This window comes from Kitasatospora sp. NPDC048540, from assembly GCF_040651175.1.
Classification (GTDB): domain Bacteria; phylum Actinomycetota; class Actinomycetes; order Streptomycetales; family Streptomycetaceae; genus Kitasatospora.
The window spans coordinates 37,846-53,619 of record NZ_JBEZIR010000053.1 but is presented as its reverse complement, the minus strand read 5'-3'; the positions used below and the strand labels follow the sequence as shown (position 1 = coordinate 53,619).

The following is a 15,774-nucleotide window of genomic DNA, read 5'->3' as shown; positions in this document are numbered from 1 at the left end:
GGGGGCCCCCCGCCGGGGGGCGGTGGGGGTTTCCCGGGCGCCCGGGCGCGGCGGCCCGGGGGCCCCCGGCGGGGCGGTCCCCGCACCCGGGGCCGTCGGCCGCCCGCAAGGCGGCGCCGTCCCCGGGTGTCTGCCCCAAGGGCTTCAGTGGGGCAGTGTGATGTTCTTGTCGATGAACTCGGTGGTCGCGATGTCCGAGGCGAGAAGGCGCTCCGGGATGGTGGCGCCGGTGGACCTGAGGATCGGGGAGAAGGTGTTGACGGCCGCCTCCACCCGGTTCAGGTCCATGCCGCCGAGGGGTCCCGAGGCGTCGTTGGCGACGATGTTCAGGTCCCGCATCGTGCGCACGGCGTAGTCGGCGACGCCCGCCGAGTAGGTCCAGCCGTCGTTGTACTTGGCGACGGCGTCCACGATGAGCTTGTTGGTCGCGGCGGGATCGGCGAGGTAGTCCGCCTGGGCCTGCTGCACGATGGGGACCAGTTTGGTCAGGCACGGTGACAGGGCGGCCAGATCCCCGTCGCGGACGGAGAGCGCCTCGGGGTAGAGGTTGTATCCGACGTCGGCGAGCAGTTGGTACTTCACCGGCTTGCCCCAGGCCGGGATCTCGTGCTGGTAGATGTAGGGCTCGGCGGTGGCGAAGGCCTGCTGTGCGATCGAGGGGTCGGCGACGAATCGGGCGGGCGTTCCTTCGTAACCGGTGTCGAGTTGGCTGGACTTGATCAGGCCTTCCTGCACCAGCCACGGCGCGAACACCACACCCTTCTGGACGACGACCTTGGCGTCGCTCCGGCCGATGTCGGCGATGCCCGTCCAGGTCGGGTTCGAGGCGGGATCCCACATGATGCTCAGCGGGCTCTTGTTGAGGGGCGACACGACCGCTTTGACGGGTTGGTCGGACGCCGCGACGATGGCCGCGTCGGTGCTCACGTATCCGAGCGTGATGCTCTTGTCGATGTACATCTGTGCCGGGATGGTCTGGAAACCGATCGTGGAGCCACCGGTCCTGATCTCGATCTGGACTCCGGTGTCCTTGCCGTTGATGACGAGGGGGCCGCTGACCTGCTTCTTGTCCGTATCGATCGTGTATCCGGGGCCGAGCAGCTGATAGACGGCTCCGTGCTCGGCCTCCGGCTGCCAGTCCGTCTGGACTACCACGGTCTTGGGGCAGACACCCGCCAGGTCGACCGCTGCGTCCGGGGACTGCAGGGCCGAGCTCGGCGCCTGTGGGGCGGAGGCGGAGCTGCATGCGGCGAGTGCTGCCGCTGCCATCAGGGCGGTCGGTACCAAGAGGATTCGCATGGGTGCTCCAGAGCTGGAAGCGCGGGTTCGAGGTGTGCGGGATTCGACGGACCGCAGCCGGGATCTCAACGGCGTCGGTAGGCGACGAGACCGCCCAGACCGGTGAACACCAGGAAGACCGCGATGCCGAAGAGGGCGGAAAGGATGATCGCAGCAAAAAGGTCGGCGAACTGCAGCGTTGCCCGATAGAGGTCGAGGAGCGTGCCGATTCCCGGCGCTCCCTGGGTGAAGAAGAAATCGCCGACGATCGCGCCGATCACCGAAAGCCCGGACGAGATCCGCAGCCCGAGGCAGATCGAGGGCAGTGCGGCCGGGATCTGCAGCCGGGTGAGACGCTGCCATCGCGTGGCCTTGTTGAGGGTGAAGAGATCATGGGCCTCCTGACTGGCGGAGCGCAGACCGAACAGTGTGTTGGCGATCATCGGGAACAGCGCGATGAGGGTGCAGACGACGACCCGGCTGGAGAAGCTGTAACCGAACCACAGACCGATCAGCGGGACGATCGCCAGGATCGGCACGGTCTGCAGGGCGACGGCATAGGGATAGATCGCACGTGCGGCCCAGTCCGCCTGACTCATGAGGACCGCAACGAGGAATCCCGTCACCGCCGCGATGACCAGTCCCGTGAGCGCGACCCCGGCGGTCACTTTCAGCGCGGCCAGCAGGGGCTTCAGATGGGACCACCGCAGGAACGAATCCGCGAAGACCTCCTGCGGCGGTGGGACCAGGAACCGCCGGCCCGGCGACAGGACGACGTAGGTCACGAACAGCCAGAGGCCGAGCAGGAGAACCAGTGCGCCCGCCGGCGGGATGACCGTACGCAGGACGGATCCTGCCCGTGAGTTCTTCCCGTGCCCTCCTGCGCCGACCGCCGTGACTCGAACGAGATCCTTCCGATCCGACTCCCGTTCACCGTCCACGGCCTTGCCCTTCGGAGCCGGAGACGCTCTCCGTACGGACGAATTCGCCCGGAGACGGACGCGGATTCACCCCGGACGTGGCGGTGTTCCCGCTTCCGGCGGTCTTGGCGACCTGACCGGAGTGCTGTCCCGGGCGTCCGGTTCGGGGAGCAGATCGGGCCATACCAATGATCTTCTCGCCGTACCCGTGCAAGTCGTCCACCGACACGCCCGCGAGGCCGGTTTGAGAATGCGGTGACGACGTTGTCCGGACAGCTGCCCGATACATCGCGCATTCAAGTTCAGTAACATGATGGGAACGGTGGTGGTCACCGATCCTGCGATCCTCCTCGGAGGTCCCGTCACGCGGCCCGCCCGGAACGCCGCACATGGATATCGGTTTGCCCGAGCGGTGCTGCGGTGGTGCGATGGACGTGTCGGCGAGTCCCTTGTTCGTGGGACGTGCGGATGAGCTTGCGGTCATCGGCCGGTGCCTGGAGACCGTCAGGGCGGGCTGCCCTGCGGTGATTCTGGTCGAAGGGGAAGCGGGGATCGGCAAGACCGCATTGATCCGCCGGGGTCTGTCGGGTGCCGCACTGGACGGCTTCAGCGTGCTCCGGGCTTTCTGCGACGATTCGGAGCGTGACTACGCTTTCGGCGTGGTGTCGCAGCTGATACAACGTCTCGGTCCGCTCCAGGACGACTTCCCCCTGCTGGGCATGCCGATTTCGTCCGGCGCGGCACCGCTTCCGGTGGGGGCCCAGCTCCTGGCGCTCGTCGGCCGGTTGCAGGAGCGGGGGCCGGTGGCCCTCGTCATCGACGATCTCCAGTGGGCGGACCAGCGGTCCCTGCAGGCGCTGGGATTCGTGATCCGCCGTCTCGAGTTCGACTCGGTGCTCGTCGTTCTCACGGCGCGGAACCGGCCGTGGTCCCTGGGGGCGAGCACCGAGGTCGTCCCTGACGAGTCCTTGGAGGAGGCGTACAGGTGGGTGGGCTCGGCCCGGGCGGGTTTCAGGGTGCAACTGACCGGCCTGGACACGGCCAACGTGCGTCATTGGCTGGATGCCACGGTCGAGCACCAGCTCGACGACCGGCTGGCGCAACGGCTTCGAGAGCACACCGAAGGTCATCCGCTGTTCACGGAGACGGTGCTGACCGAGCTGAAGGACCTGGACGACGGTCGGAACGCTCTTCCCGTGCCCAAGTCACTGGGCCAAGGGGTCCGACAGCAACTGGACGCCCTGCCCCCGCCATCCCGCAGGCTCGTGGAGGCGATCGCGGTCCTGGGCGGTCGGCAGCCGATCGCACTCGCCGCCGCCTTGGCCGCCTGTGAGAACCCTGCGGCGGACCTGGAGCCGGCCTTGCATGTCAGGCTCGTACGCTGGTGGCCGGACGAGGTCGTGGCGCACGTGAGCATCAACCACGAGTTGCAGCGCCAGACCATCCTGCAGGCGACGGATCCCGTGGAGCGCTGCCGGCTGCACGCCGCGGCGGCGGACCTGGTCGACCGGGAGGCCGCCTGGGGCCACCGTGTCGCCGCGGTATCGGGGCCGGACCAGGTCTTGGCCCGGCAGCTGGAGGAGGAGGCCGAGCGACGCCTTCCGCTGGGTGACACCGAACGGGCGGCCAGAATGCTGCGATGGGCCTCCGACATCTCGGCCACGCGCAGCGAACACGAGCGTCTCCTGCTGTCGGCGGCCTCGTGGCTGATCTGGCACGGAAAGCTCACGTCCGTGACACCCCTGCTCGAATCGGTCCGGGCATGCGCGGACAGCCCGCTGCGAGACCTGACCCTCGGGGCCTACGCCGCCGTTCTCGGTGAGCGGGCGCAGGCCGTCACCCAGCTCGGGAGGGCCTTCGACGACGCCGCGCGCGTCCGCGGACAGGAGTGGATCGCCGCGATGGCCGGGTTCTGGCTCGGGAACGTCTATGTTTACGAGGGGAAGGGCGATGAAATGGCCGAGGTTTCTCGGCGCGTGCTGAGGCTTCCCGACATCCCTCCGGTTCTCGCGGGCTACGCCAAGGTCTGGCTGTCGTTCGGGATAGGGTTCAAGGCCGGCGCGCGGGCGGCACTGGAAGAGATCCGCTTCCTCGCCGGGCTGCCGGATACTCCGAAGATCACGGATCCTGCGAACGCGGTGGTGGTCATGTACCGCGGCTGCTACGCATCGTTCGCCGGGGACCTGGCAGCCGGTGCAGGGGACCTGAAAATGGTTCTGAAGCTCGCCAGGAGCGAGTACCCGTTCGTAGCGGAATGGGCATCGGCCGATCTCGCCTCGGTTCAGTTCACGCTCGGCGAATGGGACGATGCGGTCATCAACTGCCACAATGCCATGAACTTCCTGGAGGCGGAGCGGAAAGTAAGGGCGCTATCCTTCATCCACTCCATCGCCGCATGGGTTCCGTCAATGCGCGGAGAATGGGCTACGGCGCTCGATCACATCACCGTCGCCGAGCATGGCCTACCCGATTCCGGCCCCAGGTACCGCGTGCAGACGGCCGTCTCTCGCGCCCTTCTCGGACAGGCGCAAGCGAACTATCCTGCGATGCTCGAGGCCCTTCAGCCGATACTGGACATGCCGCCGGACTCCGGCCCGGCCCTGTACAAGAGCTGGTGGCTGCCACTGTATGCCGAGGCGCTGCTGGCCAACGGCCACCTGCCCGAGGCCCACGAGGCACTGTCGGAACTCCAGCGGCTCGTCCATGAAATCCCGTACCTCCATGTGGTCTGCGCCCGGCTGACGGGGCAGCTGGCCGAGAACGACGGCCGTCCGGAGCGAGCCGCGGACCACTACCAGCAGGCACTCGAGCAGCCCGTCCCCCCGGACGACGCGCCGCTGCACCGCGCGCTGCTCGAGCAGGCGACGGGCCGCCTCCTCGCCCGGACAGGACGGCCCGCCGCATCCTCGGAACTGCTCGAACGGGCGGCATCGCGTCTCACGGAGTTGCGCGCCGCCCCATTTCTCGAACGCTGCAGACAGGACATCGCCAAGGCCGGTGTCGCCACCACGAACGGTCGCCGGGAAGAGCCGAGCGGCCTCACCGGCCGGGAACGCGACATCGCTCACCTGGCCCGCCAGGGCATGACCAACCGGGAAATCGCCTCCGAGCTCTTCATCAGCGTCAAGACCGTCGAGTATCACCTCGGCCACGTCTACCAGAAGCTGAGCGTCAGCAGCCGCCGGCAGCTGCGCACCCGAGCGTGGTGACAGCGCGGCCGCATTTCCCGTGCCGGTTCACGGCCGACTGCCTTCCGCGAGCGCCTGGGAGACCTCCGCACAGATCCGCGAGAACTCCTTCTGGAAGCGAATTTCCGGCCGCCGCGGGAAGGGGAGCGGAACGGCGATCTCCCGGATGATCCGCCCCGGACCGGCGGACATCACGGCCACCTGCGTCGACAGGAAAACGGCTTCGCTGATCGAATGCGTGACATAGAGGCCCGTGAAGCTCTGGGACAGGAACAGACTCTGCAACTCCTCCTGCATACGAAGCCTGGTGATCTCGTCGAGTGCGCCGAGCGGTTCGTCGAAGAGGAAGATCCGCGGATCGACCATGAGCGCCCGGGCCAGTGAGACACGCATCCGCATCCCCCCGGACAGCTGGGACGGGCGGTACCCCTCGAAGCCGGCCATCCCGACGAGGGCCAGTGCCTCGGTGGCCCTTCTTCTCCGCTCCGCCTTGCCGGTGTGGTGGAGCTCGCCGGAGAGTTCCACGTTCTTCAGCGCTGTGCGCCATGCGAGCAGAGCGGGGTCCTGAAAAACATAAGCGATCTTGTCCGTGTCCACCAGGACCGCTCCACCGGTCGGCTCGGCCAGCCCGGACGCGAGTCGCAGCATCGTCGTCTTGCCACAGCCGGAGGGGCCCACCACGCTCATGAAGGCCCCCGGAGACAGATGGAGGTCCAGTCGGGCGATGACCGGGGGGCCGGCGTCGAAGGACTTGGTGACGTGGTCGAAATGCAACGTCCCGGTGGCGTCCATGGCTCCTTCTTCCACCCCGTTCCCGGACCGGACGTCTACAGGTTTCGAACGGCGGGAAGCGTTCGCCGCGCGCGAATCGAGCGTATACATCGCCCCTTCCGCAGACCGGTTGCGCCACTCGGGCCCCGGCGCAGGCTCCGGCGGAGTCGTATCACGCCCGGCCGCGGCAGTCGCCGGACGTGCGATCAGGTGTCGTCCGGGTGTCTCATGGGAACATGGGTGGTTCGGTCCCTTTCCTCCCGGGCTTCGTGGGTCGCCCGGGAGAACTCGCGAGGTTGGCGGACTGCGCGCAGAAGGCGGCCGCCGGAACACCCTGGCTGGTGCGCATCGAGGGAGAGGCCGGGATAGGCAAGAGCACACTCGCGCGGGCCGCCGTGAAGAGGTTGGACGGATTCACGGTGCTGTGGGCCAGCTGCGACGAGTCCGAAAAGGACTGGCCCTTCGGCGTCGTCGACCAGTGGATCCGCAGCTCGCCGGGAGGGCGGACGAGCTGCTGCCCGTCGCTGCGGGCCGGCCGCGCCGACGTCGCCCAGCCCCATCAGATCGGCGGGGAGCTGCTGCAACTCGTGGGGGCCCTCCAGGAATCCGGCCCGGTCGCACTGGTCGTCGACGACGTCCCGCTGGCGGACGTCGAATCCGTCAACGCCCTGCGCTTCTTGATCAGACGCCTGTGGGCGGACCGTGTGCTGCTCGTCCTCACTGCGCGGATGCCCGCCCAGAACGACGGTGAGGAGTACATCCGACGGCTCTCCGGCGGAGCCAACCACAGCACCGTCATCCACCTTCACGGCTTGGTCCCCGCCGAGGTGGAGCTCCTGGCCCGGCAGGGCGGGGGAACGTTGTCGCCCCAGGCATGCGAGCGGCTGCAGTCGCACACCGGGGGAAACCCCCTCTACCTGCGTTCACTGATCATGAACAATTCGCTGGAGGACCTCAACAGCCCCGCCACGCACCTGCCCCTGCCCGAGTCCCTCACGGCTTCGGTGCAAGCCGCTCTCGCCCGGCTGCCCGCGGACGCGCGGTCGCTGGTCGACGCGCTGGCGGTGCTCAACCAGACGGTGCCGTTGATGCGCGTCGGCCAACTCGCCCGGGTCAGTGATCCCGTCGTCGCCCTCGGGGACGTCCTGTCCAGCGGGCTGGTCAGCTGGGACCCGGCCTCGGCCACCACCCTGATCCGCATGGACCACGAACTGCACCGCGAGGCCGTGTATCGGCAGCTCGACCCGGGGCGCAGGCGTGAGCTCCACAGTGCGGCCGCTTCGGTGGTCGACGGCGACTCCGCCTGGGGCCACCGGGTGGCCGCCACGGACCAGGTCGACCCCGGCCTCGCCTCGGAGCTGGAGCACGAGGCACAGCGGCTCGTCGACAGCAGCCGGCTCGCCAGGGCGGGCACCCTGATGCTGTGGGCCGCCGACCTCTCCGACAACCGGACGGAGTACGAGCGCCGGCTACTGGAAACAGTGGCCCGCTCGCAGTACGTCCTCGCCTTCGATGCGCGGCGCAGCGCGGCGTTGCGGTCCGTCGCCGAAGCCTGTGTCCCCTGTTCCCGGCGGACCTACATCCTCGGGCGTTATGCGCACTTCCAGGCCCAGTTCACGACTGCCGAACCGCTCTACCTGCAAGCGTTGGAAGATGCGGAGGGCGAGGGCGACCGTACGCTGGCCAGCCGGGCACGGCTGGGGCTCGGGCAGATGTACTTCTGGCAGACGCGTGCCGGGGAAGCCATCCCGCTTCTGCGGCACGTCCTCGACGAAGCGGTTCTCGACGCGCAGGCGCTGGGTGAGGCCCGGTACTTCCTGACCATCGCGGTCGGGATGGCGGAGAGCCCTTCGAAGGCGCTGGCCACGTCGCCCGAGATCGCGGCGCTGCCTCAGGCGCCGTCTTCGGTCGTCACGTCGGACACTCCCCTTCTGATGGCCCGGGGGTTCGTCGGAGGACTGGCGGGGAACCTGGTCGCGGGCGTCGACGACCTCGTGACGGAGAGGCGGCGGCCGCGTCCCACCGCGAGGGGGCTGAACGGTGCCTACGTCGCACTGCCCTTCCTGCAGTTTCTGGCCGGTTCATGGGACGACGCAGCGCTGACCGCCGAGCAGATGCTCGCCCAGGCCGCGGCCGACGAATTCATCTTCGGAATGGGGCAGTGTCACGCGGCGGTCGCCCTCATGGCGGGTGTCCGTGGGCACTGGCACGACGCGGAGCGGCACCTTCGCTCGGCGTGGGACTGGTCGCAACGGATCAACCCGTACTTCGACGGGCCGGTCATCGCCACGGTGGACGCGGCCATCGCCGAGGCCCGCGGGGGTACGCCGGCGGTGGTCAAGGCCCTGAATGCGCTTGAGCAGGCAGCACGGCTGCCGTCCCGCCGCTTCTGGCGGATTCTGTGGCTCCCCCAACTCGCCCAGGCAAGGGCGCAGGCGGGCGCGGAGGATGCGGCAGAGGCCACAGGGCGGGACCTGACGGCCATGGCAGAAGAGATCCCCTGCCTCCAGGCGGTCGCAGCGCTGGTCACCGGCATGCTCGCGACCAGGCACGGCGACCGGAAGGGGGCGCTGGCCGCATATCGTCGGGGACTGAGCCAGCCGGTGGAACGTGCCGAGATCCCCCTGCACAGGGCCCGGCTCGAGCAGGCCTACGGCGAAGCGCTCCTCGCGGAGGGCGACCGCAGCGGCGAGACCTGGCTCGATCGGGCCCGGGAGAGGTTCAGCCTCCTGCAGGCCACCCCGTACCTGGCCCGTCTCGGCACCAGGCCGGCGTCCCTGCCCGCTCCCGCCTCGGCGACGTCCAACGCCGGGAGACTCGGGAAGCTGACCGAACGTGAACAGAATGTCGCCCATCTCGCTGCTCAGGGGCTGACCAATCAGGAAATCGCGAATGAGATCTACATCAGCCCCAAAACCGTGGAATATCATCTGAGTCGCGTCTACATGAAACTCGGGCTCAGCTCTCGCCGCCAGCTCCGGACCTCAATGGTGGCGTGAAACCGCCCGGATGGTCGGCACGGACCGGTGGGACGTGGAGATCGGCGCACGACACGACCGTGTATGACGGGCCCGGCGGGGCGCGCCGTGCCTACGATCCGGAGAAATCCGGCCTCGTCTCCCGGACCGTCCCACATTCCCGGGGATCCGCCATGGGCCCTGCGTGAATCCGCCCGGGGACGGCCGGGAGTGAGGTGCGTGCCGGAGATCCAGCCTGGAAGTCCACCGCGGTGCAGGGATGTTGGTGCACCCGGTGTGCGAGCCGTGTTGGCGGGCGGAATGTCCGAGCGGCTCCTATGGTGAGGACGGAAATACTACAAATCGCTTCAATTCATCGGGAGTCGTCGTGAACAAGGGACAGCTGGTGGAAGCGGTGGCCGGGCAGCTCGGCAGCCGTGCGGCCGCCGAGGACGCCGTGGACGCCGTGCTCGACGTCATGGTGCGGGCGGTGGTGGCGGGCGAGCCCGTACAGGTCACCGGCTTCGGGACGCTCGAGTCGGTGGAGCGCGCCGGCCGCTACGCCCGCAACCCGCAGACCGGCGAGCGCGTGCGGGTCAAGAAGACCACGGTGCCGCGCTTCCGCGCCGGACAGGGGTTCAAGGACCTGGTCTCCGGCGCGAAGAAGCTGCCGAAGGCCGGGCCCGCGGTCGCCAAGGCCCCCAAGGGCTCACTCACTCCGGGCGCGACCGCCGCCGGCGCCCCGGCGGGCAGGAAGGCGGCCTCGAAGAGTCCCGCCTCCGCGGCTGCGGGTACGGCGAAGAAGGCCGCCGCCAAGAAGGCGGCCTCGGCACGGACCACCACCGCGCCCGCCGCGAGGAAGGCCGCAGCGAGCAGCGGGAAGACCGCCCCGGGCGCCGGGAAGAAGGCCACGCCCGCCAAGCGGACCACCCGCCGCACCACGGCCTGAGCCGATCGGGCCGGCACGACCGGCTACGACCTGAGGGTGGAACGAGGGCGCACGTTCGGTGCTGCGGTGTCGGCCTTCGGGCGGTCCGCAGGGGTTCGGGAACGGCCCGGCCGGTGGCGGTACGGGACCACCGGCCGGGCCGGCTCCGGTCAGTTGACGTACACCACCGGGCTGCCGGGCTGGGTGGTGTCGGCGACGGGACCGTAGGCGGCGGAGAAGTAGCCGTCCGCGGGGCAGAGCACGGATCCTCCGCTCTTGGCGAAGTGCTCGTTGCTGAAGGCCAGGCCGTGGGAGGCGTTGTCGGCGTTGCCGGTGAACGCGCCGCTGAGCTGGTAGGTGCAGGTGATGGGACCGAACCAGCTGTTGAGCACGGCGGTGGCCTGGATCGCCCCGGTGCTTCCCCCGGTGACGGTGACCGGGAGCCCGGGGCTGTCGTTCACGGCGACCTGGTAGGAGAGGTTTCCGACCGTGAGGCTGCGGACCGAGGTCACACCGGTGACGTTGCTGGTGCAGGAACCGAAGGTCAGCCCGGTCAGGGACTCGGTCGCCGTACCGGGTGCCACCGGGTTGCTCAGCACACCGGCCGAGAGCTGGGAGGCGGTACAGGTGACGCCGGTCGCACTGGTCGCGCTCGAGTAGAAGGTCGCCCGGGTGCCTGCGGCGAGCGGTGCGGCGAGCACGTCGCCCGCCGAGACTGCGGTGCCTCCGGCGCTGCCCGTGGTCAGCACCGGGGTGTCGGCGGGAAGCGGTGTCGCGGACGCGGGGACCGCGCCCAGCGCGAGCGCGATGGCAGCGGTGGCGGTGGCGGTGGCGAAGCGGCGGTGGAGACGCATGGGAAGGCCTCTTTCTCGGCGAGGGGGATCGAGAAGAAGAACGTTCACAGCTCCCGGGCAACGAGGGATTCGGGGGCTGACTACGTTGTAGAGCCGTGTCCGTGTACCGTCAATACGAGCGGCGGAACCTGCTGACTTTTCGTCAGCAATGGCGACGGGACGCGGCGACGGACGGCGTCGGAGGATCCGTCAGTCCGCCGGCCCCGGCGCGGCACCGTGGTGTCCACCGGCCGGTCGCGGCGGGAACGCGCGTTCGAGCGCCCCCCAGCCCATCTCCCCCTCACGTTCGCGTCGCTGCGCCGCAAGCCCGCCGCGCAGACCGAAGAGGCGCTTGGCGTGGACGAGGTAGACCACGATGGCGATGTTGACCACGAACGCCGCGAGCTTGAACACGGTCACCCGGTGGGCCAGCTCCCACACCTCCGGCGCCAGCAGGAGTGCGGTGGCGAGGAAGGTCAGGTACTCCGCCCATCGCCGCGCCCGCCACAGCCCGACCGCCTCGACGCCTTCCAGGAGCGCGTACGCGGCCAGGACGGCGCCCAGCAGCCAGAGCTTCGAAGCGGGTGCCTGGAAAGCCTTCTCCAGCTCACCGGCCAACCCGGTACCCGGCCGCGCACCCACCCCGCCCGCGCCGCTCTGCAGGGCGTCCACCACCCGGTAGAAGGGATCGGACAGCCGGGCGCGGTCGGCGGTGAAGAGGAAGACGACCCCGGCCGCCGTCCCCAGGAGCAGGAAGTGCAGCAACCGGTCCAGCGCGATCAGGCGCAGCACGTAGCGGTCCCGCAGGGCCCGGCCGCGTTCGGGCAGGACCACCCCCGGTCCGCCGGCCGGCGCACCGTCGTGCCCCCGGACGCCGACGGACGGCAGCCACGCATCGCAGCGCAGACACCGTTGCCAGCACAGCCCGTCGGCCGTCCGGCGTACGACCAGGGAAGCGAAACCGTCCTCCGCTGCGGCCTCGGCGACCAGGAAGTGCCCGCTCCAGGCGCAGGTCAGCAGTTCCAGCTCCAGCCGATAACGCCTCATAGTCGATACCTCTGCCAAACCTCCGCGCCGGGCCGCTCGGAGTCGCCGTCCTGAACGTCGCTCCCATCGTCCCCCACCTGCAGCCCGCAAGGACGCTCCGACGACCAAGCGTGCCTGCCCGGGCATGCGGACGCGCACCGTCGCCGGCAACCCTCGGTCCTGCTGGGGTTGCCGGCGGCGGTGCGCGATCGCTGCGGCCCCGACAGCCGTCGGGCAGGTGCCGTCAGACGACGGTCAGGACGATCTTGCCGGTGACGCTGCCCTGTTCGCCGAGCTCGTGCGCCTTGGCGGCCTCGACCAGCGGCACGACGGCCCCGACCACCGGCTTCAGTTCGCCCCGCTCCACCAGAGCGCCGATCTCGCGCAGGCCCAGGTGGTCCGGCTCGACCAAGACCCACACCGCCCGCACCCCGTCCGCGGCGGCCGGAACGTCGTCGGGGCCGGGCAGGGTGATCAGGCGTCCGCCGGGTCGCAGCACCTTCAGCGAACGCTCTGCCGTCTCTCCGCCGATTCCGTCCAGCACCACGTCGACATCGGACACGACGTCCTCGAACCGCACCGCCCGGTAGTCGATCACCTCGTCCGCCCCCAGCTCCCGCACCAGGTCGTGCTTGCCCGCGCTGGCCGTGCCGATGACGTACGCGCCGCGGGCCTTGGCGATCTGCACCGCGAGGTGCCCGACGCCGCCGGCCGCCGCATGTATCAGGACCCGCTCCCCGGGACGCACGTTCGCCGTGTCCACCAGGGCCTGCCAGGCGGTCAGCGCCGCCAGCGGCAACGCCGCCGCCTCCGTGTGCGTCAGACCGGCCGGCTTGCGGGCGAGGTGGCGGGCCGGCGCCACCACGAACTCCGCATACGCACCCGCCTGACGCGGGAACAGCGGCATCCCGAAGACCTCGTCCCCCGGCCTGAACAGGCCGACCCCCGGGCCGACGGCCTCGACCGTGCCGGACACGTCCCAGCCCACCGCCGGGACGGCGCCCCACTCGACCAGGGCCCCGCTGGCACGGGTCTTCCAGTCCACCGGGTTCACCCCGGCCGCGTGTACCCGGACCAGGACCTCGTTCAGGCCCGGTACCGGACGCTCGACCTCGCGCTCGACCAGGGTCTCGGGTCCGCCCCACTGCTCCACGACCACCGCACGCATGCTGTCCGCCTCGTTCCGCTTCCGATCCTCACCGCCGGGACCTGCCCGGCAGCGGTGCACGACCGGGAGGTCCCCGGCGCGATGCGTTCAACAGTGCACCTGCCCGACTCCTCAGAGTGTTGGCCGTCTGGCCACTATGTGACAGAATCTGGCCATGAGCGAGATGCAGCAGGCCCCGCCTACGGGCGGGACGGACCAGGAGGGCCACGGCCGGATACCGCGGGGGCACCGGATCGCGGTGCTCGCTCTGCCCGGAGTGCCGCCCTTCGAGCTCGGCATCCCGTCCCGCGTCTTCGGCAGCGTGGAGGACGCCGAGGGCCGCCCCCTGTACGAGGTCACCGTCTGCACCGCCGACGGCGCCCCGGTGCTCAGCGACGCCGGGTTCACCGTGCAGCCCGCCGCCGGCCCCGAGGCCATGCGCGCCGCGGACACCGTGATCATCCCGCCCACCCACGCCATGCCCGAGCTGAGCCGCGGCGGTCCGCTGCCGCCCGAGGTCACCGCGGCCATCGCCGGCATCCGGCCCGGCACCCGGCTGGTGTCCATCTGCACCGGCTCCTACGTGCTGGCCGCCGCCGGACTGCTCGACGGCCGACCGGCCACCACCCACTGGAACCTCGCCCGCGAGTTCCGCCGCGTCTACCCCATGGTCAAGGTCGACGAGGACGTCCTCTTCGTCGACGACGGCGACGTGCTCACCTCCGCGGGCGTGGCCGCCGGCGTCGACCTGTGCCTGCACATGATCCGCCGCGACCACGGCGCGGCCGCCGCCAACCGGGCCGCCCGGATGTGCGTCGTCCCGCCCTGGCGGGACGGCGGACAGGCCCAGTACATCGACCGCCCGGTCCCCGAGCCCACCCTCGCCAGCACCACCGCCACCCGTGCCTGGGCGCTGGAGCACCTGGGCGAGCCGCTCTCCCTGGCCAGGCTCGCCGAGCACGCCCGGATGAGCCTGCGTTCCTTCACCCGGCGGTTCCGTGACGAGGTCGGCCTGACCCCGGTGCAGTGGCTCACCGCGCAGCGCCTGGAACTGGCCAAGCAGTTGCTGGAGACCACCGACCTGTCGATCGACCTGGTCGCCCACCGGGCCGGCTTCGGCACCGCCAACTCCCTGCGCACCCACATGCGAACGGCCTTCGGGGTCCCGCCCGCCGCCTACCGCCGCACCTTCAACCCCAACGACCACGTCGACGCGGACACCTGATCCCTGCCTGCCCCCGGCGTTGCCCGGAAGGCCGTGGGCAGCGTGCCAGGCTGGCGTTACGTTGCTGTTGCTGCCTGCCACGACCGACGGAGGTTCCCCGAAGTGGACAGTGCCGAGAAGACCCTGCGGCGCCCGCCGGTCGGCGGATGGACCGTCTCGCTCGTGTGCGACGGCGAGCCGGTGACCGTGCACATACCGGCCTCGGACGCGAGCAACAGCTACGACGCCGTGGCCAAGGCATCCGCCACGGCAGCCGCCGAGCGAGGTTCCCCGGAGCTGAGGTTCACCGGGATCCACGCGGACTTCACCGGCACGACGAGACAGCCTTGACGCGTTCGGGTGCTGCGGCCGTCACGGTGACGACGGCCGGCTCCGCCCTGCGACCCGCAGAGACACCTCGCGAACGGCACCCGGCTCCTCGATGACGCACGCCCGCACGGCGGCCGTGCCCGGCCGCCGTGCGGGATTGTCTGCCGGATGACGCAGGCCCCGGCCCGCAGCGGTTTCTATCGTGGGCTCACGACAGCGCTTGTACAGGGGGCTTGCTGATGGCCGTGGAGCGGGAGAACGTCGAGCAGCTGCAGGAATGGCTGGCCGAGGGAAGTCCGCAGCGGGGTGCGAACCCGGCTGCCGGGATCTTGGTGGAGAGACTGGCCGCGCTGGTGTTCCAGGACGAGTGGGCGTGGCCGGAGTGCACCGACCGGGTCGACACCTACCTGGATGCACTCCGCGGCCGGCTCGCACGCGACGGCGCGGGCGAGAGCCGGTTCGTGGAGCTGACCGGTCCGGGAGCCGATCCGGGCGTGTTCGTCGACTGGTTCCTCCCGGTGGTCCTCGGATGGGAGCGGGAACGGACCGCTCAGGACGGGACCGGCGGGGGTGACGGCACCGACTGCTGGCCCAACCCGAACCACGACGGCACTCCCGGCACCGAGTTCTACCGGATCGAGGAGGGGACGGGGCAGTACCTGTACGCCGCGGGCACGGACGCGGACGACTGGACCACCTACGACCGGCGCCGGTACGCCGAGCCCGTCAGGGACGACGCGTACGGCCTCGACTACCGGTACGACCGCCGGGACGAGGCCTACGAGTGGTACGACGAGGAGTCGCAGACCTGGAACGACCAGACGTGGGCCGACCTGTACGCGGCCCGCCGGCATGACCCGGGCTCACAGACGCCCGTCGAGCACGCCGAGGCCCTGTGGGACGAGAACTGGCAGATGTTCTACCGCATCGGCCCCGGCGGCGTGTACGAGTTCGCCGACGCCGTGGCGCGGGGTGAGCGCTCCAGCGGTCCGGGCGAGATCTGGCTCAGCCACGAACAGGTCCTCCTGCGTGACGCGCAGGACACGGCCGACCAAGCCACCCGCGAGGCCTTCCTGGACGCGGTGGCGAGCGGACCGGGCCTGCCGGCGGGCGGGGAGGAGCTGCTGGCTGCGGAGTTCCTGAAGCTGCTCGAGGACCAGCGATGACCGCAACCGGCCGAGATGTGACCGAC

At 70.2% G+C, this 15,774-nt stretch carries 12 protein-coding genes; 6 read left to right on the top strand and 6 right to left on the bottom strand.

The genetic code is table 11. The features are described 5' to 3' along the window. Window positions 1-144 precede the first annotated feature (144 nt). Both AB0D08_RS21460 and AB0D08_RS21455 read right to left on the bottom strand, forming a co-directional pair. Window positions 145-1,299, bottom strand: coding sequence for a hypothetical protein (locus tag AB0D08_RS21460; RefSeq protein WP_033820304.1), 1,155 nt, complete (start codon window positions 1,297-1,299; stop codon window positions 145-147). Window positions 1,300-1,364: 65 nt separating this feature from the next. Beyond that, complete coding sequence (locus AB0D08_RS21455) at window positions 1,365-2,219, bottom strand: ABC transporter permease (RefSeq protein WP_082526492.1); 855 nt, start codon at window positions 2,217-2,219, stop codon at window positions 1,365-1,367. 368 nt (window positions 2,220-2,587) lie between these two features. On the opposite strand from AB0D08_RS21455, the gene AB0D08_RS21450 reads away from it, so the two are divergent. Further along, window positions 2,588-5,407: an AAA family ATPase gene (locus tag AB0D08_RS21450; RefSeq protein WP_359890675.1), complete on the top strand. Its 2,820-nt coding sequence runs from the start codon at window positions 2,588-2,590 to the stop codon at window positions 5,405-5,407. Between the two features lie 27 nt (window positions 5,408-5,434). On the opposite strand, the gene AB0D08_RS21445 is transcribed toward AB0D08_RS21450, so the two are convergent. Next, entirely contained in the window at window positions 5,435-6,178 is a 744-nt protein-coding gene (locus AB0D08_RS21445; RefSeq protein WP_033820302.1) for an ABC transporter ATP-binding protein, read from the bottom strand. A 215-nt stretch (window positions 6,179-6,393) separates the two neighbouring features. On the opposite strand from AB0D08_RS21445, the gene AB0D08_RS21440 reads away from it, so the two are divergent. Together AB0D08_RS21440 and AB0D08_RS21435 are read left to right on the top strand one after the other, a co-directional pair. Then, entirely contained in the window at window positions 6,394-9,156 is a 2,763-nt protein-coding gene (locus AB0D08_RS21440) for a LuxR family transcriptional regulator (protein ID WP_082526490.1), read from the top strand. A gap of 346 nt (window positions 9,157-9,502) precedes the next feature. Further along, on the top strand, window positions 9,503-10,063 hold the full coding sequence (locus tag AB0D08_RS21435; RefSeq protein WP_033820300.1) for an HU family DNA-binding protein: 561 nt from the start codon (window positions 9,503-9,505) through the stop codon (window positions 10,061-10,063). Between the two features lie 149 nt (window positions 10,064-10,212). Here AB0D08_RS21435 and AB0D08_RS21430 read toward each other — a convergent pair whose 3' ends face one another. The 3 genes from AB0D08_RS21430 to AB0D08_RS21420 form a co-directional block, all read right to left on the bottom strand. After that, entirely contained in the window at window positions 10,213-10,896 is a 684-nt protein-coding gene (locus AB0D08_RS21430; RefSeq protein ID WP_359890671.1) for a Tat pathway signal sequence domain protein, read from the bottom strand. Between the two features lie 189 nt (window positions 10,897-11,085). After that, window positions 11,086-11,922: a DUF2127 domain-containing protein gene (locus tag AB0D08_RS21425; protein WP_359890668.1), complete on the bottom strand. Its 837-nt coding sequence runs from the start codon at window positions 11,920-11,922 to the stop codon at window positions 11,086-11,088. A gap of 223 nt (window positions 11,923-12,145) precedes the next feature. Next, the gene (locus AB0D08_RS21420; RefSeq protein WP_359890666.1) at window positions 12,146-13,069 is read right to left on the bottom strand and encodes an NADP-dependent oxidoreductase; all 924 of its coding nucleotides are present in this window, start codon (window positions 13,067-13,069) and stop codon (window positions 12,146-12,148) included. A 163-nt stretch (window positions 13,070-13,232) separates the two neighbouring features. Between AB0D08_RS21420 and AB0D08_RS21415 the strand changes: the two genes are divergently transcribed. From AB0D08_RS21415 to AB0D08_RS21405, 3 genes are all read left to right on the top strand, one after another. After that, the gene (locus AB0D08_RS21415) at window positions 13,233-14,273 is read left to right on the top strand and encodes a helix-turn-helix domain-containing protein (protein WP_359890678.1); all 1,041 of its coding nucleotides are present in this window, start codon (window positions 13,233-13,235) and stop codon (window positions 14,271-14,273) included. Between the two features lie 102 nt (window positions 14,274-14,375). Beyond that, on the top strand, window positions 14,376-14,603 hold the full coding sequence (locus tag AB0D08_RS21410) for a hypothetical protein (protein WP_033819285.1): 228 nt from the start codon (window positions 14,376-14,378) through the stop codon (window positions 14,601-14,603). Between the two features lie 218 nt (window positions 14,604-14,821). Then, window positions 14,822-15,748, top strand: coding sequence for a hypothetical protein (locus AB0D08_RS21405; protein WP_033819284.1), 927 nt, complete (start codon window positions 14,822-14,824; stop codon window positions 15,746-15,748). The last annotated feature ends 26 nt before the right edge of the window (window positions 15,749-15,774 follow it).

What these genes read in the sequence shown, in the direction of transcription:
- AB0D08_RS21460 (WP_033820304.1), bottom strand. Translation starts at nt 1,299, where the DNA reads ATGCGAATCCTCTTGGTACCGACCGCCCTGATGGCAGCGGCAGCACTC.
- AB0D08_RS21415 (WP_359890678.1), top strand. Translation starts at nt 13,233, where the DNA reads ATGCAGCAGGCCCCGCCTACGGGCGGGACGGACCAGGAGGGCCACGGC.
- AB0D08_RS21450 (WP_359890675.1), top strand. Translation starts at nt 2,588, where the DNA reads ATGGATATCGGTTTGCCCGAGCGGTGCTGCGGTGGTGCGATGGACGTG.
- AB0D08_RS21440 (WP_082526490.1), top strand. Translation starts at nt 6,394, where the DNA reads ATGGGTGGTTCGGTCCCTTTCCTCCCGGGCTTCGTGGGTCGCCCGGGA.
- AB0D08_RS21420 (WP_359890666.1), bottom strand. Translation starts at nt 13,069, where the DNA reads ATGCGTGCGGTGGTCGTGGAGCAGTGGGGCGGACCCGAGACCCTGGTC.
- AB0D08_RS21430 (WP_359890671.1), bottom strand. Translation starts at nt 10,896, where the DNA reads ATGCGTCTCCACCGCCGCTTCGCCACCGCCACCGCCACCGCTGCCATC.
- AB0D08_RS21425 (WP_359890668.1), bottom strand. Translation starts at nt 11,922, where the DNA reads ATGAGGCGTTATCGGCTGGAGCTGGAACTGCTGACCTGCGCCTGGAGC.
- AB0D08_RS21405 (WP_033819284.1), top strand. Translation starts at nt 14,822, where the DNA reads ATGGCCGTGGAGCGGGAGAACGTCGAGCAGCTGCAGGAATGGCTGGCC.
- AB0D08_RS21445 (WP_033820302.1), bottom strand. Translation starts at nt 6,178, where the DNA reads ATGGACGCCACCGGGACGTTGCATTTCGACCACGTCACCAAGTCCTTC.